This is a genomic window from Streptomyces sp. NPDC021356, from assembly GCF_040641015.1.
Lineage (GTDB): Bacteria > Actinomycetota > Actinomycetes > Streptomycetales > Streptomycetaceae > Streptomyces.
Genome location: NZ_JBFACU010000010.1, coordinates 238,052 through 262,206 on the forward strand (window position 1 = coordinate 238,052; position 24,155 = coordinate 262,206).

Here is a 24,155-nt window from a genome sequence, read left to right on the forward strand (position 1 = left end):
CTCCCGAGCCTATCGGCCCGCGGTGACATCCCGTTCGGGCGGTTCGTCACACTGCGGTCCGGGCAGGGGCCGCGGTTCCTCCTGCGCCTCGGCCGGCGGGTCGTCCAGCAGGAGCCGTTCCAGAGCGGCCCGGTCCGGCAGCGGGTCCGGGCGTACGACCTCTCCGGTGCGGACGTACACGAACGCGGCCCGGACCCGCTCCAGGGGCAGTCCGTGCCGCTCGGCCCAGGCCAGCCGGTACACGGCGAGCTGGAGCGGGTCCGCCGCGTACGAGCGGCTCGTCTTCCAGTCGACGATCTCGTACGTCACCTCCTGTCCGTCACCCTCCTTGTAGACGGCGTCGATCCGGCCGCGGACGACCCGGCCGGCGATCTCCAGCTGGAAGGGCGCCTCGACGCGGTGGGGGGTGCGGCGGGCGTAGGCCGTGCGTTCGAAGGCTTCCTTGAGCGCTTCCAGGTCGCGCTCGTCGAGGATCTCGGCGTCCGACCCGGGCAGTTCCTCGGGCTCCAGCATGGGCAGGGTGAGGGCTTCGAAGCGGCTCTCGACCCAGGCGTGGAAGCGGGTGCCACGGCGTGCCGCGGGTTGCGGAGGGAGCGGCATGGGGCGCGCGAGTTCCCGCGCGAACCCGTCCGGGTCGGCCGCCAGACGCATCAGCTGGGACGCGGTCAGTGCCGTCGGCAGGGGGACGTCGACGACGTTCTGCCGGGCGCGGCGGAGTTCTCCCGCGAGCGCGTCGAGGTCGCGGTCCCAGGAGGCGACGGTGCGGGCCTCCTCCGGGGTGAGGTGTTCGTGTTCGGGTGCCGGTCCGGGCGTCCGGCGGGCCTCGGCGGGGTGCCCGTCGCCGTGCCCATGCCCGTGCCCGTCCGTGGACGTCGCCTGGTGCGGGATCGCGGGGGCGGGGCGCTCGGCGCTCCAGGAGTCCCAGTCGCCGGGATCGTCCTCGACGGGGATGCCGTCGTCGAAGGGGGCGTCGTCGAAGGGGGCGTCGTCGACGGGGGTGCCTTCGAAAGGTGGTGCGTCCTCCTCCGGGGGCGGGGGCCAGTCGGGGTCGTCGTGGGAGTCCGGGGCGTGCGCGGCCGGCGGGAGGTCCGGGGCGTCCGCGCGGGCGGCCAGGTCGTCGAGGTGGGCCAGAACGGTCGCGGCGGCGGCGCGGCGGCGGGCCAGGGCGGTCTCGTCCAGCGGCAGGGGCCAGACCTGCTCGGCGGCGGCCCGGTGCAGGGCCGGGTTCTCCTCGTCCTCCCCGGGCTGCTCGGCCCAGGCCTCGATCTCGCCGTACCCGGCGGCGCAGTGGTCGTGCAGGGCCAGCAGGAAGTCGGAGGGGCCGCGCGGCTTCTTCTGGCTCGGTCCCCACCAGTGGCCGGAGCCGAGCAGCAGAGAGCGCGGGCGGGTGAAGGTGACGTAGCCGAGGCGCAGTTCCTCGGTGTGCTGGTGGTCCTTCATGGCCTCGTGGAAGGTTTTCACGCCGCGTGCGTCCCAGCTGCCCACGTCGGGCAGGGTGTCGGCGTCGCCGCGCAGGGCGTGCGGCAGGACCTTGCCCTGGCTGGTCCACTTCTCGCGGCCCTGGCCGCTGGGGAAGGCACCGGTGACCAGGCCGGGGACGGCGACGACGTCCCACTCCAGGCCCTTGGAGCGGTGCGCGGTGAGCACCTTGACCGTGTTCTCGCCGCCGGGCAGCGCGTTGTCGAGGCCCTTCTCGTACTGGGCGGCGGTGCGCAGGAAGCCGAGGAAGGCCAGCAGCGACGCCTCGCTCTCGTGGGCGGCGAAGGAGGCGGCGACGTCCAGGAAGTTCGACAGGGTCTCGCGGCGGCGGGCGGCCAGCGCGTGCGGCGACGCCGACAGCTCCACCTCCAGGCCGGTGACGGCCAGCACCCGGTGCAGTACGTCCATCAGCGGGTCGGACAGGGAACGGCGCAGGTCGCGCAGTTCGGCGGCGAGCCGGGCGAAGCGCACGCGCGCGTCCGCCGAGAACGGCAGCCCGTCGTCGCCCTGGCCGTCCAGGGGCGTCTCCAGGAACGTGTCGAGCGCGTCGGCCAGGGAGATCACCTCGGCCGGGTCGACGCCCTCGACCGCCTCGGCGAGCCGTCGGTCCGGGTCGTCGGCGGCGTCCACGCGCGCGTGCGCGACGAGGAGCCGCGCCCGGCGTCCGAGGAGGGCGAGGTCGCGCGGGCCGATCCGCCACCGCGGGCCCGTCAGCAGCCGCACCAGGGACGCGTTGGCTCCGGGGTCCTGCAGGACCTCGCACACGGCGACGAGGTCGGCGACCTCGGGCAGGTGCAGCAGCCCGGACAGGCCTACCACCTCGACCGGGACGTCACGGGCGACCAGGGCGCCCTGGATCTCGGCGAAGTCGGCCGCCGTGCGGCACAGCACGGCGATCTCGCCGGGCGCCTTGCCGGTCCGGACGAGGTGGGCGATCGAGTCGGCCAGCCACCCGATCTCCTCCGCGTGGGTGCGCAGCAGGGCGCAGCGCACCAGGCCGTCGCGTTCGGCACCGGGGGCCGGGCGCAGGGCCTCCACGCCCGCGTGCATGGCCCGCAGGGGCTCGGCGAGGCCGTTGGCGAGGTCGAGGAGCCGGCCGCCGCTGCGCCGGTTCTCGCTGAGGGCCTGCCTGGTCGCGGGCCGGCCGTCGGCGTGGGCGAAGTGCTCGGGGAAGTCGTCGAGGTTGGCGACGGAGGCTCCCCGCCAGCCGTAGATCGCCTGGCAGGGGTCGCCGACGGCGGTGACGGGGTGTCCCGTGCCGTCGCCGAAGAGGCCGGCCAGCAGCAGGCGCTGGGCCACCGAGGTGTCCTGGTACTCGTCCAGGAGGACCACCCGGAACGTGTCGCGCAGCACCCGGCCGACCTCCGGGAGGCGGGCGAGCTGGGCGGCGAGCGCGATCTGGTCGCCGAAGTCCAGCAGGTCGCGCTCGCGTTTGGCGGCCCGGTAGTGCAGCACCAGCTCGGCCAGGTCCCGGCGGGCGGCGGCCGTCTCGGGGACCTTGCGCAGGTCGGCGTTGGTGAGCTTGGTGTCCTGGAGGGTGTGCAGCAGTCCGGCGTCCCACGCGCGCAGGGCGTCGGGGTGCACGAGGTGCTCGGAGAGTTCGGCGTCGAGGGCGAGGAGGTCGCTGACCAGGTCCGGGAAGGAGCGGGTCAGGGCCGGGTAGGGGCCGGGGGCCTCGCGCAGCACGCGCGCGGCGAGCTGGTAGCGCGTGGCGTCGGCGAGCAGGCGGGTGGTGGGCTCCAGGCCGATGCGCAGGCCGTGGTCGGTCAGGAGGCGGCCCGCGAAGGCGTGGTAGGTGGAGATCACCGGCTCGCCCGGCGGGTTGTCCGGGTCCGGCCAGGCGGGGTCGGCGGGCGGCGCGGCGGTGGAGGGGTGGCGGCCGGGAGACGGCTGGGCGTCGGGATCGGTGACACCGGCCCTGACCAGGGCCTTGCGGACGCGCTCCGCCAGCTCGCCGGCGGCCTTGTTGGTGAAGGTCAGGCCGAGGACCTGCTCGGGGGCGACCTGGCCGGTGCCCACCAGCCACACCACGCGGGCCGCCATCACGGTGGTCTTCCCCGAACCGGCTCCGGCCACGATGACCTGCGGGGCGGGCGGCGCGATGATGCAGGCCGTCTGCTCCGGGGTGAACGGGATCCCGAGGAGCTCCTTGAGCTGCTCGGGATCGGTGATACGGGCGGGCACGTCGAAAAGGCTAGCGGCGGGCACTGACAACCGGTGCCCGCCTCACCTCGCGGCGCCGCAGGAGCGCAGGTCAGACCCGGTGGTGCCGTACGTCACGCGGGTCATTCGACGACCTGGCGTCCCTCCGGGCGGGCACTGCAGGAGGCACGGAAGGCGCAGTGCGCGCAGTGCTGCCCGGCCGTCGGCATGAACCGCTCGTCCAGGACCTTTCCGGCGGCGGTCGCCAGCAGCTCACCGACCCACTCGCCCTCCAGCGGTTCCTGGGCCTGCACCTTCGGCAGGCTCTCCCCGCCGTCCCGCTTGGCCGCGCCCTGGCGCAGCTGCACCAGTTCGGCGCCGCCCGGTTCGGGGCGGGTGCCGTCGAAGGCGTCGTCGACCGCGCCCTCGCGGACGGCGAGCTGGTAGACGGCGAGCTGGGGGTGGCGGGCCACCTCGGCGCCGGTGGGTGCCTGCTTGCCGGTCTTGAAGTCGACGACGTAGGCGCGGCCCTCGCCGTCGGCCTCCACCCGGTCCATGGAGCCTCGGATGCGCACCTGGTGTCCGCCGGCGCTCAGCGTCACGTCGAAGCCGTGCTCGCTGGCCACCGGCGTCCGGCCGGCTCGGTCCAGGACGTGCCACTTCAGGAAGCGTTCGAGCGCGACGCGCGCGTTCTCCCGTTCCTGCCGCGACTTCCACGGCGCGTCGAAGGCGAGGGCGTTCCAGACGGTCTCCAGGCGCTCCATGAGGACGGCGAGGTCGGCGGGACTGCGGCCGGAGGCGACCTCGTCGGCGAGGACGTGCACCACGTTGCCGAAGCCCTGGGCGGCGCTCGCCGGCGTGTCGGCCTTCACCTCGCGGCCCAGGAACCACTGCAGGGCGCAGGTGTGGGCGAGCTGGTCGAGGGCGCTTCCGGAGAGCACGACGGGCTGGTCGCGGTCGCGCAGCGGCACCTTGCTCTCGGTCGGCTCGGCCATGCCCCACCAGCGGTAGGGGTGGGCCGAGGGGACCAGCGGGCGGCCCTCCTCGTCGGCGAGGGCGGCGAGCCTGGCCAGGCGGCGCGCTGCGGCCTCCCGCAGGACGTCGGAGACGCGCGGGTCCACGGTCGTGGCGCGCAACTCGGCGACCAGGGCCGCCACGGACAGCGGGCGGCGGGGACGCCCGGTGACGTCCTTGGGTTCGACGCCGAGTTCGGTCAGGAAGCGCGAGGGCTGGTCGCCGTCGTCCGCGGGCGCCTTCACCGCGGTCACGACCAGGCGTTCACGCGCGCGCGTGGCGGCCACGTAGAAGAGCCTGCGCTCCTCGGCCAGCAGGGCGCCGGGGGTGAGCGGTTCGGCGAGGCCGTCGCGGCCGATGCGGTCGGCCTCCAGCAGGGAGCCGCGGCGCCGCAGGTCGGGCCAGAGCCCTTCCTGGACGCCCGCGACGACGACCAGGCGCCACTGCAGGCCCTTGGAACGGTGCGCCGTCATCAGACGTACGGCATCGGGACGCACGGCACGCCGCGTGAGGGTGTCGGCGGCGATGTCCTGGGCGTCGATCTCCTCCAGGAAGTTCAGGGCGCCGCGGCCGCCGGTGCGCTCCTCCGCGCGCGCGGCGGTCGCGAACAGCGCGCACACGGCGTCCAGGTCCCGGTCGGCGTTGCGGCCCGCCGCCCCGCCGCGCCGGGTGGCCCGCTCCAGGCGCGCGGGCCAGGGCGTGCCCTCCCACAGGTCCCACAGGGCCTCCTCGGCGGTGCCGCCGCCCGCCAGGCGTTCCCTGGCCTTCTTCAGCAGCGCGCCGAGACGCTGCGCCCCGCGCGCGTACGTGGGGTCGTGGGTCACCAGGCGTTCCGGTTCGGCGAGGGCCCGGGCGAGCAGTTGGTCCGAGGGCGGGGGCAGGAGATTGCCGGCGGCTCGTTCCTCCTCGCGCAGCGCGCGGCCGAGGCGGCGCAGGTCGGCGGTGTCCATACCGGCGAGCGGCGAGGCGAGGAGGGCCAGGGCGGTCTCGGTGTCCAGCCAGCAGGGGTCGGCACGGGGGGTGGTCTCCGAGTCGGCATCCGGACCGCCCTGCGGGGCGGTCTCAGGACCGGACTCCGGGGCGATCTGCGGGGCGGTCTCAGGACCGGACTCCGGGGCGATCTGCGGGGCGGTCTCCAGGGCCGCCCGCGCCTCGGGACGATCGGTCTGCGCATGGGGACGATCCGTCCGCGCCTCGGGGCGGTCGGTGTGCTCGTCGTCGGAACGGGCGGTCTGCTCGTCGTCGGAACGGTCGTCCTGCTCGTCGGTGACGGCGGGTGGTACGAGGGGCGCCGGGGCGGCGGAGGGCTCCGCCGCCAGGCGTGGGACCGCTTCGGCCGTCGCCACGGCGCGCAACGCCGTCAGCAGCGGCGTGACCGCAGGTTCGTGGCGCAGCGGCAGGTCGTCGCCGTCGACGTCCAGGGGGACACCGGCGGCCGTCAGGGCACGCCGGAGGGTCGGTATGGTGCGGGCGCCCGCGCGCACCAGTACGGCCATCTCACCCCAGGGGACGCCGTCCTCCAGGTGGGCGCGGCGCAGGATGTCGGCGATGTTGTCCACCTCGGTGCCCGCCGTCGGGTACGTGTGGACCTCGACGCGCCCGCCGTCCTCGACCGGAACCAGCTCCCGGTGGGCGCGGACCTTCTCGGCCGGGAGCCGGGTGAGGGGCATGCGCCGGGTGAGCAGACGGGTCGCGGCCAGCAGCGCGCCGCCCGAGCGGCGGGAGGTGCGCAGCACCGCGACGGGAGCGGGCCGGCCGTCCGCACGGGGGAACGCCTGCGGGAACTCCAGGATGCCGTTGACGTCCGCGCCCCGGAACGCGTAGATCGACTGGTCGGGGTCGCCGAAGGCGAGCAGGGTCCGGCCGCCTCCCGCCATCGCCCGCAGCAGCCGCACCTGCGCCGGGTCGGTGTCCTGGTACTCGTCGACGTAGACGACGTCGTACTGCGCGGCGAGCCGCTGGGCGACCTCCGGGCGGCCGGCGAGGAGTACCGCGCGGTGGACGAGTTCGGCGTAGTCGAGGACGCCCTGGAGGTCGAGGACGTCGAGGTACTCGGCGAGGAAGGCGGCGGCGGCCTGCCAGTCGGGACGGCCGATGCGGCGCGCGAACGCCGCCAGGGCGCCGGGGCCGAGCCCCAGCTCCCGGCTGCGGGCGAGGACGGCACGGACCTCGTCGGCGAACCCGCGGGTGGTCAGGCAGGCGCGCAGTTCGTCGGGCCAGCGCACGTGTGCCAGACCCAGTCGTTCCAGGTCGACCTGGCCCGCCAGGAGGTCGCGGACGGTCACGTCCTGCTCGGGTCCGGACAGCAGCCGCAGCGGCTCCACGAACAGGCCGCTGTCCTGGTGGGCGCGGACCAGGGCGTAGCAGAAGGAGTGGAAGGTGGTCGCGCGGGGCGCGCGGGCCGCTCCGGTGCGCTGCGTCATGCGCTCGCGCAGTTCCATGGCCGCCTTGCGGCTGAACGTCAGCACCAGGATCCGCTCGGGGTCCTGCCCGCGGGCGATCCGGGCGGCGACGGACTCGACGAGGGTGGTGGTCTTGCCGGTCCCCGGGCCCGCGAGGACGAGCAGCGGGCCGGCCTCGTGGTCAACCACGGCACGCTGGGCGGCGTCCAGACGAGGGGGATCCGGTCGGGCCGGCGGGGTACGCACCAGTCGGTAAGCGCCACGGTTCCCCTGCCGCACCTCGGGGTGCGGCAGGTGCCTGGTGGAGGAAGAGGAGCTCACGTGGTTCGCCGGTCCTGGTGGGTGTGCTGGGTCGGGTCGCGGCCGACGCGGGGCGCCGTGGCCGGTGGGCCGGGCCGCCGGTGGGGGACGGCCGGTGGCCTCGGGGTGAGGGGAACACGCCCGGACGACGCTACGCCCGTGCCCGCGCTGGAAGCAGGACTTCCCCTTCTTCCCATCGGCCCCGCCGCTCCCGCCGGCCCCGGTGTGCACGGAGGCCTCCTGGAACGCTGCCGTCACGCATGCCCCTCGACGCACGAACGTACGGCATTCCGCGGACGTGCCCGGATTCGCCCGTCCGGGTCCCGGGCTCCCCATGGGCGGGACGGATGGCGGAAGCTGTCAGGTGTGACCCTGCGCACGTTCGCCGCCGTCGCCGTCCCAGCGGGCCCGCCTCATGTCGAGCCGGGGCAGGTGGCCCTCGGCCGCCCTGCCCGCCTCCCGCAGCGGCGTGCCCTCGTCCCGGTAGTGCGCGAGCGCTCTCAGTTCGTGTCCCGGCAGCAGGACACCGTCCGAGCGGACGACCCGCCACCAGGGGACGGCGCCCCCGTAGAGCGCCATGACGCGGCCCACCTGGCGGGGCCCTCCCTCCTCCAGCCACTCGGCGACGTCCCCGTACGTCATGACTCGGCCCGCCGGGATCCCCTCGGCGACCTCCAGGACCCGCTCCGCGTACTCGGGCAGGGCCTCGGGAGGGTCGGGGCAGCCGTCCGGAAGGCTCACTTCGCTCATCCCACCCATCCTGCCCCACGCCACCGACAGTGCGGCGGGACCGTCACGAACCGTGGGCCTCGCTCGCGGGCCGCGCTTCGGGCAGACTGTCGGACCCGCATATGCACCCTGATGCCCCCGTGTGTCGGTGGGGCATGCCACCATCATGCGGGCGGTGACCGGTGATACGAGACCAAGAAGAGGCGATGAAGCAGCAGGGTGTGCACCCCGACGACGCGGAGGGCACCTCTGGGGTCTCGTCGCGCCCGGACACCGCTGACACGGGACGCGCGAAGGACACCCGCCGCGCCGAGGCCCCGGACGGCGAAGACGGCACGGACAGCGGGAACGCCAGGAACGACGGGAACGACGGAGACCGCAGGAACAACAACGACGGAGCAGGCGGGAACAACGGGGACGGCGGGGGCGCCGCGGCTTCCCGGGGCGTCGGCAAGGAGGCCGCCGCGGCGCAGGAGCAGCCCGACGACAGCGCGGAGAACCCCTCCGCCGAGGACGCGGGGAAGCAGGCCGCCGCCGACGCCGGCAACCAGCCCGAGGAGGGCGCGGGCAAGCAGTCCGACGAGGGGGCGGGCAAGCAGTCCGACGACACCGCCGACGTGGCGCACATCGACGAACTGGAGGGCGACGAACCGCTCCTCCCCGCGCGCGTGCACCGCCCCTCGGACCTGATGCGGCTGCTGGTGGGCGTGCTCGCCGTCGCCGTCCTGCTCGCGATCGCCGCGTTCGCGCACGGCACGACGTCCGGTCTCGAACAGGACATCAACAAGGGCACGGGACAGGCGCCCGACCTGCTCATCAAGATCGCCGGTCTGGTGTCCAGCATCGCGATCCTGCTGGTGCCGGTGGCCTTCGCCATCGAGCGGCTGATCAAACGCGACGGGCTGCGGATCGCCGACGGCGTCCTCGCGGCGGTCCTCGCCCACGGGGTGACCCTCGCCACCGACCTGTGGGTGGCCAAGGCGGCCCCGGGCTCGATCCAGGACGCCCTCACCCAGCCCTCCCCCGGCAACCTCCACGCGCTGACCGACCCCGTGCACGGCTACCTCGCCCCCGTCATCGCGTACATGACGGCCGTCGGCATGTCCCGCAGACCGCGCTGGCGTTCGGTGCTGTGGATCGTGCTGCTGCTCGACGCCTTCTCGATGCTGGTCACCGGGTACACGACACCGTTCTCGATCATCCTGACGGTGCTGATCGGCTGGTCCATCGCCTACGGCACCCTGTACGCGGTCGGCTCGCCCAACGTCCGTCCCACCGGCCGGACGCTGATGGCGGGGCTGCAGACCGTCGGTTTCCGCCCGGTGAGCGCGGCCCGCCAGGAGGCGGCGGAGACGACGGCCGACAGCGGCGACCGCGGCCGGCGCTATTTCGTCACCCTCGAGGACGGCCCGCCGCTGGACGTCACGGTCGTCGACCGCGAGCAGCAGGCACAGGGCTTCTTCTACCGCCTGTGGCGCAACATCACGTTGCGCGGTTTCGCCACCCGCAGCAGCCTTCAGTCGCTGCGCCAGGCCCTGGAGCAGGAGGCGCTGCTCGCCTACGCGGCCATCGCCGCCGGCGCCAACGCCCCCAAGCTGATCGCGACCTCCGAGCTGGGCCCCGACGCCGTGATGCTCGTCTACGAGCACACCGGCGGGCGCACGCTCGACTCGCTGGCGGACGACGAGATCACCGACGAGCTGCTGCGTCACACCTGGCACCAGGTGCGGGCGCTGCAGTCCCGGCGCATCGCGCACCGCAGGCTGGCGGGTGACGCGATCGTGGTGGATCGTTCCGGCAAGGTGATCCTGACCGACCTGCGCGGCGGCGAGATCGCCGCGGGCGACCTGCTGCTGCGCATGGACGTCGCCCAGCTGGTGACGACGCTCGGCCTGCGGGTGGGCGCCGAACGCGCGGTCGCCTCGGCGGTCGACGTCCTGGGCCCGGACGCGGTCGCCGACTGTCTGCCCATGCTGCAGCCGATCGCCCTGACCCGCTCCACCCGCGCCACCCTGCGCAGGCTCGCCCGCGAGCGGGCGCAGCGGGAGCGCGACGCGGTCCTGGAGGCGTCCAGGCAGGCCAAGCAGGCCCGCCTGGAGCACGCCTCCCAGAGCGCCGGTGCACCGACGGGCGTGGTCCTGGAGAAGACGGACAAGAAGCAGGAGAAGCAGGACAAGAAGGCCGAGCGTGCCGAGGCGCGGGCGGAGAAGCGGGCCATCGACGAGGCCATAGAGGAGGCCCGCGAGGAGGATTTGCTGACGCAGATCCGCCACCAGGTGCTGCGGATCCGGCCCCAGGCCCCGGTCGAGCCGGCCCGCCTGGAACGCGTGCGGCCGCGGACGCTGATCAGCTTCATCGCCGGCGCCATCGGCGCGTACTACCTGCTGACGCAGCTGACGCACATCGAGTTCAACACGCTGTTCGCCCACGCCCAGTGGGGCTGGCTGGCGGCGGCGGTGCTGTTCTCGGCGCTCAGCTACGTCGCGGCGGCGATGGCGCTGCTGGGGTTCGTGCCGGAGCGGGTGCCGTTCGTGCGGACGGTGGCCGCCCAGGTCGCCGGGTCGTTCGTGAAGATCGTCGCGCCGGCCGCCGTCGGCGGTGTCGCCCTCAACACGCGCTTCCTCCAGCGCGCCGGCGTACGCCCGGGGCTCGCGGTGGCGAGCGTGGGCGCGTCCCAGCTGTTCGGGCTCGGGTGCCACATCCTGATGCTGCTGTCTTTCGGCTATCTGACCGGCACGGAGAAGACGCCGTCGCTGTCGCCGTCCCGGACGGTCATCGCCGGCCTGCTGACGGTCGCGGTGCTCGTCCTGGTGGTCACCTCGGTGCCGTTCCTGCGGAAGTTCGTGGTCACGCGCGTGCGTTCGCTGTTCGCGGGGGTGGTGCCGCGCATGCTGGACGTGCTCCAGCGGCCGCAGAAACTCGTCACCGGCATCGGCGGCATGCTGCTGCTGACGGCCTGCTTCGTGATGTGCCTGGACGCCTCCATCAGGGCGTTCGGCGACGAGTCGACCTCGCTCAGCATCGCGAGCGTGGCCGTGGTCTTCCTCGCCGGCAACGCGCTCGGCTCGGCCGCCCCCACCCCGGGCGGTGTGGGCGCGGTCGAGGCGACCCTCACCGTCGGCCTGATCGCCGTGGGGCTGCCCAAGGAAGTGGCCGCACCCGCGGTGCTGATGTTCCGCCTGCTGACGCTGTGGCTGCCGGTGCTACCGGGCTGGCTGGCCTTCAACCACCTGTCGCGCAAGGGCTCCTTGTAGGGCGGCGCGGTGCCCGGCAGCCCCTCGGGGCGGGGGTCGCCACCCCGGTCGAGGGCTCCCCGGCGAGGGGGCTCCCGCTGCTTCACCGCTGATACGCCCGGACGGCCCGCGTCCCGCGCGTGAGGGCGTCCGCGGCGTGAGGATGGAGGCATGCAGAACCCGCGCGGGCTGCGCGCAGCCGCCCTGAGTGCAACCGCCGTGCTGCTGGCCTCCCTGGTGGCGGGCTGCGGCGGCGACGGCTCACGGGGCGCAGACCTGGCGGCCCAGAAGCTGGACTGGAAGACCTGCCCGGCCCCGTCCGCGTCCGAGGGCGGCGGCGCCGCCCCCACCCCGCTGCCGGACGGCAGAACCTGGCAGTGCGCCACCATGCGGGCGCCCCTGGACTGGAGCAGGCCCCAGGGCGACACGATCGGCATCGCGCTGATCCGGGCCGAGGCCGACGGGCCGGGCCGGCGCATCGGCTCGCTGATCTTCAACTTCGGCGGCCCGGGCGGCTCCGGCGTGAGCACCCTGCCCTCGCTCGCCCAGGACTACGCCAAGCTCCGCACCCGCTACGACCTGGTCAGTTTCGACCCGCGCGGGGTGGGGCGCAGCGCGGGCGTGCGCTGTGAGAGCGACGCCCAGCTCGACCAGTACTTCCAGCAGGACGAGACGCCCGACGACGCCGCGGAGCAGGCCGCGCTCCTGAAGAACACGGAGCAGTTCAACGCGGGCTGCGAGAAGAACTCCGCGAAGATCCTCCCGCATGTGCGCACGACCGACGCGGCCCGCGACATGGACCTCATGCGGCAGGTCCTCGGCGACTCCCGGCTCCACTACTTCGGCATCTCCTACGGGACGGAGCTCGGCGGCGTCTACGCCCACCTCTTCCCCCGGCACGTGGGCCGCGCCGTGCTCGACGCTGTCGTCGACCCCACGCAGACCCCTGAGCAGAGTTCGCTCGGGCAGGCCAGGGGGTTCCAGCTGGCCATGGACAACTTCGCGCACGACTGCGTCTCGAAGGGCACCAAGTGCCCGATCGGCAGTACGGCCCAGGACGTCGAGAACCGTGTCGCCGGGCTGCTGAGGAACCTCGACAGCAAGCCGATCCCCGGCATCTTCCCCCGCCCGCTGACGCAGACGGCCGCGACCAACGGCATCGCCCAGGCCCTGTACTCCAAGGACCTGTGGGAACCGCTCACCGAGGGCCTGGAGCAGGCCTACGCCGGGGACGGCAGGATCCTCATGCTGCTGTCCGACGCGCTGAACGGCCGCAGCGAGAACGGCGAGTACAGCAACATCACCGCGGCGAACGCGGCCATCAACTGCGCCGACGAGAAGCAGCGCTACGACGCGGCGTACGTGCGGCAGAAGCTGCCCGGGTTCCGGGCCGCCTCGCCGTTGTTCGGCGACTTCCTGGCCTGGGGGATGCTCAGTTGCAGCGACTGGGCGGTGCCCGGTGCGGCCGCCCATCCCGACGTGAGCGCGCCCGGCTCGGCGCCGATCCTCGTCGTGGGCAACACAGGCGACCCGGCCACGCCGTACGAGGGCGCGAAGAAGATGGTGGACGCGCTGGGCAGCGGCGTCGCGGTGGAACTGACCTACGAGGGCCAGGGGCACGGCGCCTACGACAGCAAGAACAAGTGCGTGCAGGACGCGGTGAACGGCTACCTGCTCGACGGGAAGGTCCCGGCGGCCGGCACGGTGTGCTCCTAGGGTCTCTCGCTCGGAACACGGGGCCTCTCGCTCGGAACACGACACGAGCCCATGGCGCCCGCTGTGGGCGGGCGCCATGGGCTCGTCATGTCCGTCCGGGCGGCCGGAGCGCGGCTCAGTAGACCGGCTTGTCCGGCTCGATCTGGTTGACCCAGCCGATGACGCCGCCGCCGACGTGCACCGCGTCCGCGAAGCCCGCGGACTTCAGGACGGCGAGGACTTCCGCACTGCGGACACCCGTCTTGCAGTTCAGGACGATCTTCTTGTCCTGCGGGAGGCCCTCCAGGGCGGTGCCCATGAGGAACTCGTTCTTCGGGATCAGGCGGGCGCCCGGGATGGCGACGATCTCGAACTCGTTCGGCTCGCGGACGTCGATGATCTCGATGTTCTCGCCGTCGTCGATCCACTCCTTGAGCTGCTTGGGAGTGATCGTGGAGTCGGCCGCCGCCGCCTGGGCCTCCTCGGAGACGACGCCGCAGAAGGCCTCGTAGTCGATGAGTTCGGTGACGGTCGGGTTCTCGCCGCAGACCGCGCAGTTCGGGTCCTTGCGGACCTTGACCTGGCGGTACGTCATCTCCAGGGCGTCGTAGATCATCAGTCGGCCGACCAGCGGCTCGCCGATGCCGGCCAGGAGCTTGATGGCCTCGTTGACCTGGATGGAGCCGATGGAGGCGCAGAGCACGCCCAGGACGCCGCCCTCGGCGCAGGAGGGGACCATGCCGGGGGGCGGGGGCTCCGGGTAGAGGCAGCGGTAGCAGGGGCCGTGCTCGGACCAGAACACGGAGGCCTGGCCGTCGAAGCGGTAGATCGAACCCCACACGTACGGCTTGCCGAGGAGCACGCACGCGTCGTTGACCAGGTAGCGGGTCGCGAAGTTGTCCGTGCCGTCGACGATCAGGTCGTACTGGCTGAAGATGTCCATCACGTTGTCGGCCTCGAGCCGCTCCTGGTGAAGGACCACGTTCACGTACGGGTTGATGCCCTTGACGGTGTCACGCGCGGACTCGGCCTTGGAACGGCCGATGTCGGACTGGCTGTGGATGACCTGGCGCTGCAGGTTCGACTCGTCGACCTCGTCGAACTCCACGATGCCGAGCGTGCCGACGCCCGCGGCGGCCATGTACATCAGCGCCGGCGAGCCCAGGCCGCCGGCGCCCACGCAGAGCACCTTGGCGTTCTTCAGCCGCTTCTGCCCGTCCATCCCGACATCGGGGATGATCAGGTGGCGGGAGTACCTGCGGACCTCGTCTACGGTGAGCTCATCAGCTGGCTCGACCAGGGGTGGCAGCGACACGGGGACTCCGTTGGTCGGTCGATCACTACGGGTTGTTCTCCCCGTAACACTGCCACGGCCTCCTTCATTCCGAGACACCCGTTCCGATGTGCGAGACGATGTCGTCCCAGTAGCCGGGCAGCGTCTCCCAGGGGTCGGCCCGGCCGCCGTGGTCCGTGCGGTCGGTGAACCAGACCGTCGCGGCTCCCTGCCAGCGGGCCACGCGCAGCGCCTCGTCGAGGTGGGCGCGCGGCACCCCGTGCACGAAGTGGCAGAAGCGCTCGGGCGGGTGGTCGGCGGTCCACTCGGCGACCTGCGAGAAGCGGTAGTCGCTCCACGGGCCGTCGAAGGTGACCAGCTGGTCGGCGTTCTCGGCGTATCCGGGGTACGGGTGGGTGCCGTGGCCGAGGACGACGTGGGCGTCGGCGCGCAGCGCGCGCAGCGAGGTGATCGTGCGGCGTGTCTCCGGCAGCCCTTCCCGCCCGGCCGGGCAGCGGTCCAGGAGGAAGCCGTCGACCTGGTACCACTCCAGGTACCGGTGGGCGTCGGCGATCAGTTCGATCCGGGGCCGGGTGCCCTGGACGCCGTCGAGGCGGCCGAGGACCCGCACGCCCGCGTTGCGCAGGCGCCCGGCCGCGTCGAGGCAGTGCGGATCGGGCTGCGTGCCGGGGCCTCGGTCGACGTCGAGGACGGCCCAGTGCAGGGGGGTCCCGGGCCGGGCAAGCGCGTTCCACTCGGCGGGGGCGAGCAGGGGGTGCGCGCAGCCGGGGACGCCGAGGCCGGTGCGGACGCCGGTGCCGGAGGTCCCCGCGAGCCGGCTGGTCAGATGCGGCACGCGGCCTCCATCCAGATGTCGGCGAGGGACTCTTCGAGGCTGATCCGGGGACGCCAGCCGAGCCGGTCGCGTGCGGTGCGCACATCGGCCTGCTGCCAGCCGCCGCAACCGTCGGGGTAGGGGTACGTCACGGGCGCCGGTTGGTCCGGATCGGTGCGGGGGTGGCCGATGGTGGGCCTGAGGTGGCCGCCGGGCGGTCCGTCGAGTTCGTGCAGGGCGCCGCCGTATCCGGCCACGCGTGCGAGGACGGACGCGGCGTCGCGCAGCCGGACGGCGCGGCCCGACCCGATGTTGATGACGCCCTGGGCGGCCGAGAGGGAGGCGGCGTGCACGGCTCGGGCCACGTCGCGGACGTCGACGAAGTCGCGTTGGGCGGCCAGGCCGCCGAGCTTGAGGTCGCCGTCTCCGGACTGCATGGCGCGCCGCATGGCTTCGGCGAGGCGGCCGAGGGGTGAACCGGCCGGGGTGCCGGGCCCGGCGGGCGAGAAGACGCGGAGCACGACGGCGTCGAGGCCGGAGCCGAGGACGAGTTCGGTCGCGGCGAGCTTGCTGACCCCGTACGGGCCGCCGGGGCGGGGCACGGCGTCCTCCGCCGTGGAGGAGCCGGGCTGGCTGGGGCCGTACTCGGCGCCGCAGCCGATCTGCACCAGGCGGGCACCGCATCCGCTGCGCCGCAGGGCCTCGCAGACGGTGGCCACGGCGACGGTGTTGTGCCGGGTGAGTTCACGGGCGCCGCCCCGGGTGGTGCCCGCGCAGTTGATGACGACGCCCGGGTGGACGGCGTCGAGGAAGCGGGTGAGCGCCCCCGGGCTGCCCGTGGCGAGGTCGAAGCGGACGTCGGCGTCGTCGCCGCGGCCGAGCGCGGTCAGCTGGACGGCCGGGTCGGCGAGCAGGCGGTCGGCGACGAAACGGCCGAGGTATCCGCCTGCTCCGATCAGCAGAACCCTCATCGGGCGACTCCCGGGGTGTGCGCTCCGGTGGCTCCGGATGCTCCGGACGCTCCGGATCGGGCGGTGGTCATCTGGTGTTCTCCTTCAGGGGGGTGGTGCGGTGGGCTCCGGCTGCGCGGCCGGACGCCCGGGGTCCGCGAGGGACCGGTTCCGCTTTGGCTTCCGGTCCGGTGCGCTCGCGTGCGGGGGCGGGCCGGGGACGGGTGATCCCCATGGCGCACCGGGGGGCCTGCCGCGGCTGGAGGGGGCCGGCCGGGGTGCGCCGGGCGCCGGTCACGGCCGCGTCCCGGGGCGCGCATGGGCCGAGGCCCTGGTCAGGGTGCGGGCCGCGTGGACCAGGAGGACGGCGGCCGCGGCGCCGCAGGCGAGCGTCGGGACGCTGCCCGCGCCCCAGGCGGTCATGAGGGCGTCGACCGGGACGGCCAGCGGATCGCAGCCCGGAAGACGGCCGGCGAAGACGCTCGCCTGCGCGGTCGTCTCCACGGTGGCCGCGGCACCGAGGGTGAGGACCGGGGCGTGGGTGAAGCCGTGTGTGGTGAGGAGACGGGCGAGCAGCAGCAGGGCGCCCAGCGCGAGCGTCTGGGCGTAGCCGACGGGCTCGTGCAGGACCCTGCCGCACAGCGCGAGCAGCACGCCCAGGGCACCGAGGAACCCGCCGACCACCACGAAGAGCAGGGGGCGCACGGAGGCGGCGAACTCCTCCAGGCACCGGCTGGCCCTCAGGCCGCGCCGGGCGCGCACGGCAAGGAGGTGCGCTCCCCAGCACGCCGGGGCGCAGGCGAGGGCGAGCGCCAGGACGGGGACGGTGGCCAGCGGCCACGGGCCGCCGGTCGCGGTGCCGTCGGGCAGGCCGTCGGGTCCGCCCTCGACCGCCACACCGAGCAGGCCGTCGCCGAGGAGGGCGTAGGTGAGGAGCCAGTACGTCCAGGCGCGGGCGCCGGGCCCCTGGGAGCCGGCCCGGCTCCGGCCGGACGGGCCGAGGGGGCTGAGCGGGCCGCGGCGGAGCAGGGCGCGGACGGCGAGGGCGACGGCCGGTGCGCCGAGCCCGGCCACCGCCAGGCGGGTGCGGCCCGCGGTCAGATGCAGCCCGGCCACCGCAGCCGCGCACAGGGCTCCGGGCAGCAGACTGAGCAGGATCCAGCCGGCGCGCACGCGGGGCGCGTCGCGGTCCTCGGAGCGCGGGGGTGTCTCGGCGGGGCGCGGGGCGCGGGCGTACATCTCCTCCGCGAGGGAGAAGACGTCGCGGTGGCGGAAGCGGGCGGCCGTTCGGTCGGTGACGCCGTGCGCCTCGAGTCCGGCGGCGATCTCCAGCGGGTCCACCGCCCGTTCGCACAGCTCGCGGTGGCGGTGCAGCAGGGTCTTGACGGGGTCGGCGGCGCCGCGGCGCGGGGTGGTGGCGGGCGCCCGGTCGTGGCCCGGGTCGCGGGCGAGGACCGGGGCGTGCCCCCGCACCCCACCGCCACGGGCACCGTGACCGGCTTCCGGAAAGGCGCCTGACCCCGCTGCCGGGCCGGCTCCGGCACCCGGCGCGGCACCGGCTCGCGCCGCGGCACCGGTCACCTGCGCGGCACCGGTTCCCTGCATGGCAGCGGCTTCCTGTGCGGCGATGACGTGCTGCGCGGCAGCGGCTTCCTGCGGGGCAGCGACATCCCCAGCGACATCCTGCCCGGCGCGGCCCGCCCCCGGCGCGGGGCGAACCGCTCCCCCTGCGGCGGCCTCGCGCAGTGCGCCGCCGACGCCGAGCGCCATACCGGCCCGCGGCACCCGCCCCCGGCCGGGAGGGCCGGCCCCGGGCAGTGGTGGTGTGTCGCCCGCCCCGGCCGCCGCCCGGGGCCACACCACCTTGTCGGCATCGCTCGCCCCCCGCGTCACGCCGCCGGTGGCGTGGTCCGGCCCTTCGGCCGCGGTGCGCGGCACCAGCCACTCCTGCGACTCCGCGCCCCAGGCGCCGGGGCTCGACGGGGCGGTCGGGAGGTCGGGGTCTCTCGGGGTGGTCATCGGGCGGCCTCCGGGGCCGGGGTGGCGGGTGACGTGCGGGAGGGGGGCGCGGCGGCCCAGGTGGGGGCGGCGCGGGCCGGGCAGGCGGCGCCGGCCGGGGCCTGGGGGGAGGGCACGGCCCCGGTGGCCGGGCCGCCGGTCCAGCGGCCGGGGAGGCGGGACTCGGCCGGGGAGGCGAACGGGAGGGGGTCGCCGGAGCCGTCCAGGACGACGCGCCGGACCGGGCACCGGGAGACGATCTCCAGGTAAATGCCGTGAAATGCCGCGATGTTCTGCTCGACGGTGAACAGTTCCAGCGCGCGGGCCCGAGCGGCGGCGCCCAGGCGCGCCCGGCGCTCGGGATCGCGCAGCAGTGTCACGCACGCTTCGGCGAGCGCCCGCGGATTGCGCGGGGGCACGACCAGCCCCGTACCACCGATGGCCTCGACGACCGCGCCGACGTCCGTGGAGACCGTCGCGCACCCGGAGAACATCGCTTCCACCAGGCCGGCCGGGAAGCCCTCGACGACGCTCGACAGGACGACCACGGCGCCCGATGCGTAGGTGTCGGCGAGGGTCGGTGCCTCGGGGCCGCCGACCTCCTCGAAGGCGACCGGGTTCTCGCCCACGGTGTGCGGACCGTCGGCCTCGTCCGGGAAGAGCTGGGCGGCCAGTGCCTTGCAGTGGCCCAGGTAGGCGGTGGCCTCGGGGCCGGTCGGCGGCGCCGTCGCCACGATGCGCAGCCGCGCTCCCGGCTCCGCCCAGCGGACCTCCGCGAAGGCGTGCAGCAGGGACACCAGGTCCTTGGTGGGCTCGACGCGGCCGACCCAGACCAGCGTGTCCGGGGCGGGCGCCCGCGACGGCCCGCCCCCTTCACCGGCTTCCGCGAGGGCGGCGGCCTCGGCGAAGGCGGTGGCGTCCATCCCGGGGTGGACGGTGCGCAGCCTCGCGCGGTCGGCACCGCAGCGCTCCTGCCAGCGACGGGTGTGGGCGTTGCCGTGGGTGAGGACGGCGGCCTGCCGGTAGACCTCGGCGGCGAGCCTGCCGTGGAAGGCGGCGAGCAGGGCGCGCGCGGCGGGGGCGGTGCCGTCGGCGGCGGAGGTCAGGTAGTGCGAGCGCAGCGGGACGCCGTACTCGGTGACCAGGAGGGGGACGTCGCAGAAGTGGTGTGCGAGCAGTCCGGGCAGGGCCGCGGTGCCGCCGCCCGCGGTGTGGCAGAGGTCGGCGGCACCGAGGCCGTCGTCCTCGTACCAGTCGAGCGAGAGGGGGCGCAGGGAGTGCTCCAGGTGCGCGACGACGGTGAGGAGGTCGGGAACGCGCGCCTCGCGCGCGGCGCGCGAGGCGCCGGGGGCGCGACAGGCGTGCTCCAGCGCGCGGACGGCGGTCTCCGAGCGGAGCGCACGCGCCAGGCCGTCCGCGTCACGGGCGAGTTCCGCGAGTCCGTAGAGAGCGCTGGCGAAACGGTCCGCCTCCCCGCCCTGACACTCCCAGGGTCCCCGGGAGGCCAAGGAATCCCGGGGACCCCGCAAGTCCTGGGGATCCTGCGAGGGCTGGTGACTTCGCGAGTCCCGGCAGGCCCGTAGACCCCTGGAATCCCTGATGTCCCGCTCGCCGAGGCCGGTGCCGCTCGCCGCGGCCAGTACCGAGGCCAGTTCGCCGTAGCACTCGGCGAAGCGCCGGCGCGCACGGCGCCCGAGGCGTACGCCGTCGCCCTCGGCCGTCCACAGGGGCGCCGTGCGCACCCGGCTGACCTGCCGGGGCAGCGGAACCCAGCCCTCGTCCTCCTGCCTACGGCTGCGGCTGAGCGCGTAGAGGTCGAACTCGTGCTGCCCGAGCCCGCGCACGAGCCGTTCGCACCAGAGGCCGGCGTCACCGCTCACATACGGGTAGCCGCCCTCCGTCACCAGTCCGATGCGCACGCGTGCACCCCCGTTCTCTCCCGTGTGGAGAGCCGCCGTCGCACCGGCGGCTCGCAGCGGGACGAACGTATGCGGACATGCCGGTGGCGCGACGGACGGTTGTCCATCGCGCCACCAAAAGGGGTGAACGGGCGTGACTTTCCCGTGCGGACGGCGTTCCGTCGCGCTACAGGATCACCCGGGCACCCTTCGTCAGGCCGGGGCCAGCTCTCGCCGTTCGGCCCGGCGCCGGGCCGCGGCCCCGGGGTCGAGCGCCGGTACCGCGGCCAGGAGCTGCCTGGTGTACGGGTCCCGGGGGGCGTCGTACACCTCGCCGGCCGGGCCCTCCTCCACGATCCGGCCCTGCCGCATCACCGCGACCCGGTCGCTGACCTGGCGCACCACGGCGAGGTCGTGGGCGACGAAGACCAGCGCGATCCCGAGGTCCCGCTGCAACTCACCGAGCAGGGCGACCACCTGCGCCTGGGTGGTGACGTCGAGCGCGGAGACCGGCTCGTCGCACACGATCACGCGCGGGTCCGCCGCGAGCGCCCGCGCGATGCCGACGCGCTGGCGCTGTCCGCCGCTGAACTCGTGCGGGTAGCGGTCGTAGTGCGCCCTCTGGAGCCCCACGCGCTCCAGCAGTCCGCCCACCCGCTCCCGGATGCGCCCCTCGTCCCGTTCGCCGCGCGCCCGCAGGGGGTCCGCGATGGACTCGCCCACGCTGCGGCGCGGGTTGAGGGAGGAGACGGGGTCCTGGAACACCATCTGCACGGCCGGGTCCACGCCCGTCCTGGCGCGGCCCTGGAAGCGGACCTCGCCCGCGGTCGGCTCCAGCAGCCCGACGAGCATCCGGCCGAGCGTGGTCTTGCCGCTGCCGCTCTCGCCCACGATCCCCAGGGTCTCGCCCCGGCGCACGGTCACCGACACGCCGTCCACGGCCGCGAACGCCCGCCTCCCGCGCCCGAACTCGCGCCGCAGCCCGGCCGCTTCCAGGACGACCTCGGCGGAACCGGCCGCCCGGCCCACCTCAGCGGTCCCTGCCATCTCAGCGGTCCCTGCCGACTCCGCGTTACCTAGCGACTCGGCGGCCCCGGCGGCCCCTGCGGCCTTGGCGGAACCGGTGGAACCGATGGGGCCGGTGGAACCGATGGGGCCGGTGGAACCGATGGGGCCAGTGGAACCACCGATGGGGCTGGTGGGGCCCCTGGAACCCGCCGGGCCGGCGTCGACACGCGGCACCGCCGCCAGCAGTTCCCTCGTGTACGCCGCGGTGGGCGCCCCCAGGACGGCCCCGACCGGCCCGTGCTCGACCGCGCGCCCGTGCCGCATGACCAGCACCTCCTCGACGCTCTCGGCGGCGACGCCCACGTCGTGGGTGACGAGCAGCAGCCCCATCCCGGTCTCCTCGCGCAGCGTGTGCAGCAGGTCGAGGATCTGGGCCTGGACGGTCACGTCGAGCGCCGTGGTCGGCTCGTCGGCGATCAAGAGGTCCGGCGCGCACGCCAGGGCCATGGCGATCAGGGCGCGCTGGCGCATGCCGCCGCTGAACTCGTGCGGGCGGGCACGGGAGCGCCGCCCGGCGTCGGGGATCCCGACCCGGTCCAGCACCTCCACGGCACGCGCGCGTGCCGCACGCCGTGACGCACGCGTGTGTGTGCGGTACACCTCGGCGATCTGGTCCCCGATCGCGTAGTACGGGTCCAGGGACGACAGCGGGTCCTGGAAGACCATGGCGGCCTTCCCTCCCCGCAGCCGCCGCAGTTCCTCCTCGGAGGCCCGCTGGACGTCGGCACCGGCGACCTCGACCGATCCGCGCACCCTGGCCCCGGTCCCGCGGTGCAGTCCCAGCAGGGCGGAGGCGACCGTGGACTTGCCCGAGCCGGACTCGCCGACCAGGGCGAGCGCGCCGCCCCGCGGCAGCCGGAAGGAGAGCCCGTCCACGGCCCGCAGGGGACCGAACTCGACGGTCAGGTCCGTCACTCGGACCAGGCCCTCCGGACTCTTCCCGCTGCGACTCTCCGGGCCCTTCCCGCTGCGACTCTCCGGGCTCTTCCCCCTGCTGCTCTCCGCACTCTTCACGGTCTCCTGGCTCATGCGAGTACCACCCGTCGGTCGGCCACCGCGAACAGCACGTCCGCGACGGCGTTGGCGATGACGACGAAGAAGCCGATGACGAGGACCATGCCGACGACGACCGGCAGGTCGACGACGTTCACCGCGTGCACCAGTTCCTGGCCGATGCCGGGCAGGCCGAAGAGGGTCTCGGTGAGCACCGCGCCGCCGACCGCCGAACCGAAGTTGTTGGCGTTCAGCGCGATGACGGGCGCGAGGGCGCCGCGCAGCGCGTGCCGGCCGACGATCGACCGCTCGCCCACCCCGTACGCCCGGAAGGTGCGGATGTGGTCCTCGGTGAGGGTCTCCAGCATCGAGGCCCTGGTCATGCGGGCGAAGGTCGCGGCCTCGATCAGGGCGAGCGACAGCCACGGCAGCAGCAGGTTCCACGCCCACTGCTCGGGGTCGTCGGTGAGGTTCACGTACTGCGGGAAGGGCAGCCACTGGAACTCGCCGCAGACGACGATCATCAGCACCAGGCCGATGACGAAGACGGGCGTGGCCGTGCCCGCGAGCGTGACGGCCGTGAGCACCCGTTCGGAGATCCGGCCGCGCCGCCAGGCGGAGAGCACGCCGGTGCCCACGCCCAGGACGAGCCAGAGCACCATCGCGCCGAACACCAGGGACAGGCTCACGGGCAGCTTGGTCAGGATGATGCTGAGGACCTGCCGGCCGGTCTGGTAGGAGACCCCGAGGCAGGGTGCCGGGCAGTGCTCCACGGACGTGCCGGTCGAGTAGTCCTGGCCGGCCACGAGTCCTTCGAGGAAGTGCCAGTAACGCACGTACAGCGGGTCGTCCAGGCGCAGTTGCTGCGCGACCTGGTGCACCTGTTCCGGCGAGCAGCGCGGCCCGCAGGTGATCTGGGCGACGTTGCCGGGAGTGGCGTAGAAGACGACGTAGACGATCACCGAGATGGCGAGGAGGGTGATCGCGGCGCCGAGGGCGCGGCGCAGTACGAAGCCTCCGAGTCCGCCGAAGCCGCTCATGCGGTCGCCTCCTTGCGTGCTTCCCGGGCCGAGCCGTCGCCCGCGCCGGCGCCTGTGCCGTCCCCGTCGCCCGTCCCGGCCCCTGGACGGTCCGTGCCGCCCGTGCCGGACTCCTGCACTGCGGACTCGCGCCTGCGGCCGGTGCCGATGCGCAGGCGGGAGGCGGCGCGCGGGTCGAGGGCGGTGCGCACGCCGTCCCCGAGGACGGTCAGGGCGACGACGGTCACGAAGAGGGCGCCCGCGGGGAGCATCAGGTACTGCGGTGCCGCCTGGTACCAGACGTCGGCCGCGGTGAGCATCTGCCCCCAGGAGGGGGTGGGCGGCTTCACGCCGACGCCGAGGAAGGACAGCGCCGCCTCGACGGAGATGTTCGTGGGTACGAGCAGGGCGGCGTACGTGATGACCGGGGCCGCGAGGCCGGGCAGCAGTTCGCGGCGGGCGATGCGCACGGTGCCCCAGCCGCTGAGCCGGGCCGCGGCGACGTGGTCGAGGCCCTTCAGGGTGAGCGTCTGGGCGCGCACGATCTTGGCGATGTTGCCCCAGGCGATCAGGCCGATGACCAGGGTGACCAGCACGGGGCGCGGGAAGCTCGACGGCACGATCGCGAGCAGCGCCAGAGCCATGATCATCAGCGGCATGGAGACGATGATGTCGGTGGCCCGGCTCAGCAGTTGGTCGACCCAGCGGTTGCCGAGCGCGGCCGTGACGCCGACCGCGACACCGATGGCGATCTGCACGACGGTGGCGGCGAGGGCCACGCCCAGGGAGACCCGGGCGCCGTAGACCAGGCGGGCGAACAGGTCGCGTCCGGTCTGCGGTTCGACGCCGAGCCAGTGGTCGGCGCCGGCGCCGCCGAACGGCCCGATGGGCACGCCCCCGCGCGCGGAGTCGACGAGGGACGGGTGGTAGGTGGTGGGGTCCTGCCCCTCCCACGCGGTGAGCAGCGGCGCGGTGAGCGCGACCAGGACGAGCAGCGCGACGACGGCCGCCGCGACGAGGGCGGCGCGCTGCGCACGCAGCCGCCGCCAGAACCGACGGGCCCCCGCGGCGGCCGGGACGGGGGTGCCCGTCCCGGCGGCCGGGGAGGCGGCAAGTGCCTCGCTCAC

At 74.5% G+C, this 24,155-nt stretch carries 13 protein-coding genes; 2 read left to right on the forward strand and 11 right to left on the reverse strand.

Annotated elements, in window-relative coordinates; all coding sequences use genetic code 11:
- Positions 1–9 precede the first annotated feature (9 nt).
- The 3 genes from AB0G56_RS16265 to AB0G56_RS16275 all read right to left on the reverse strand — a co-directional run bounded on the left by AB0G56_RS16265 (position 10) and on the right by AB0G56_RS16275 (position 8,087).
- A complete protein-coding gene (locus AB0G56_RS16265; protein WP_360969545.1) occupies positions 10–3,663 on the reverse strand; it encodes a UvrD-helicase domain-containing protein in 3,654 nt (1,217 codons plus the stop codon).
- 101 nt (positions 3,664–3,764) lie between these two features.
- On the reverse strand, positions 3,765–7,358 hold the full coding sequence (locus AB0G56_RS16270; RefSeq protein WP_360969547.1) for a UvrD-helicase domain-containing protein: 3,594 nt from the start codon (positions 7,356–7,358) through the stop codon (positions 3,765–3,767).
- A gap of 339 nt (positions 7,359–7,697) precedes the next feature.
- Positions 7,698–8,087, reverse strand: a complete 390-nt coding sequence (locus AB0G56_RS16275; protein ID WP_360969549.1) for an MGMT family protein — start codon at positions 8,085–8,087, stop codon at positions 7,698–7,700.
- 185 nt (positions 8,088–8,272) lie between these two features.
- Here AB0G56_RS16275 and AB0G56_RS16280 point away from each other — a divergent pair, with 185 nt between their 5' ends.
- Positions 8,273–11,320, forward strand: coding sequence for a lysylphosphatidylglycerol synthase domain-containing protein (locus AB0G56_RS16280; RefSeq protein ID WP_360969551.1), 3,048 nt, complete (start codon positions 8,273–8,275; stop codon positions 11,318–11,320).
- Positions 11,321–11,470: 150 nt separating this feature from the next.
- Complete coding sequence (locus tag AB0G56_RS16285) at positions 11,471–13,015, forward strand: alpha/beta hydrolase (protein WP_360969553.1); 1,545 nt, start codon at positions 11,471–11,473, stop codon at positions 13,013–13,015.
- Positions 13,016–13,130: 115 nt separating this feature from the next.
- On the opposite strand, the gene moeZ is transcribed toward AB0G56_RS16285, so the two are convergent.
- The 8 genes from moeZ to AB0G56_RS16325 form a co-directional block, all read right to left on the reverse strand.
- Positions 13,131–14,309: an adenylyltransferase/sulfurtransferase MoeZ gene (gene moeZ / locus AB0G56_RS16290; RefSeq protein WP_360969555.1), complete on the reverse strand. Its 1,179-nt coding sequence runs from the start codon at positions 14,307–14,309 to the stop codon at positions 13,131–13,133.
- Positions 14,310–14,373: 64 nt separating this feature from the next.
- Positions 14,374–15,123, reverse strand: coding sequence for a spherulation-specific family 4 protein (locus tag AB0G56_RS16295; protein ID WP_360969557.1), 750 nt, complete (start codon positions 15,121–15,123; stop codon positions 14,374–14,376).
- Entirely contained in the window at positions 15,111–16,073 is a 963-nt protein-coding gene (locus AB0G56_RS16300; RefSeq protein ID WP_360969559.1) for an NAD-dependent epimerase/dehydratase family protein, read from the reverse strand. The genes AB0G56_RS16295 and AB0G56_RS16300 overlap by 13 nt, the downstream gene beginning before the upstream one ends.
- Positions 16,074–16,346: 273 nt before the next feature.
- Positions 16,347–17,525 carry a hypothetical protein gene (locus AB0G56_RS16305; protein WP_360969629.1) on the reverse strand — a complete coding sequence of 393 codons (1,179 nt, stop codon included), beginning with the start codon at positions 17,523–17,525 and terminating at the stop codon, positions 16,347–16,349.
- Positions 17,526–18,067: 542 nt separating this feature from the next.
- Complete coding sequence (locus AB0G56_RS16310; protein ID WP_360969561.1) at positions 18,068–19,969, reverse strand: DUF3492 domain-containing protein; 1,902 nt, start codon at positions 19,967–19,969, stop codon at positions 18,068–18,070.
- Positions 19,970–20,161: 192 nt separating this feature from the next.
- A complete protein-coding gene (locus AB0G56_RS16315; RefSeq protein WP_360969631.1) occupies positions 20,162–21,940 on the reverse strand; it encodes a dipeptide ABC transporter ATP-binding protein in 1,779 nt (592 codons plus the stop codon).
- Positions 21,941–22,041: 101 nt separating this feature from the next.
- On the reverse strand, positions 22,042–23,049 hold the full coding sequence (locus AB0G56_RS16320; RefSeq protein ID WP_360969563.1) for an ABC transporter permease: 1,008 nt from the start codon (positions 23,047–23,049) through the stop codon (positions 22,042–22,044).
- Positions 23,046–24,155 (reverse strand): ABC transporter permease, encoded by a 1,110-nt coding sequence (locus AB0G56_RS16325; protein ID WP_360969565.1) that lies wholly within the window; start codon positions 24,153–24,155, stop codon positions 23,046–23,048. Before AB0G56_RS16325 ends, AB0G56_RS16320 begins: the two co-directional genes overlap by 4 nt.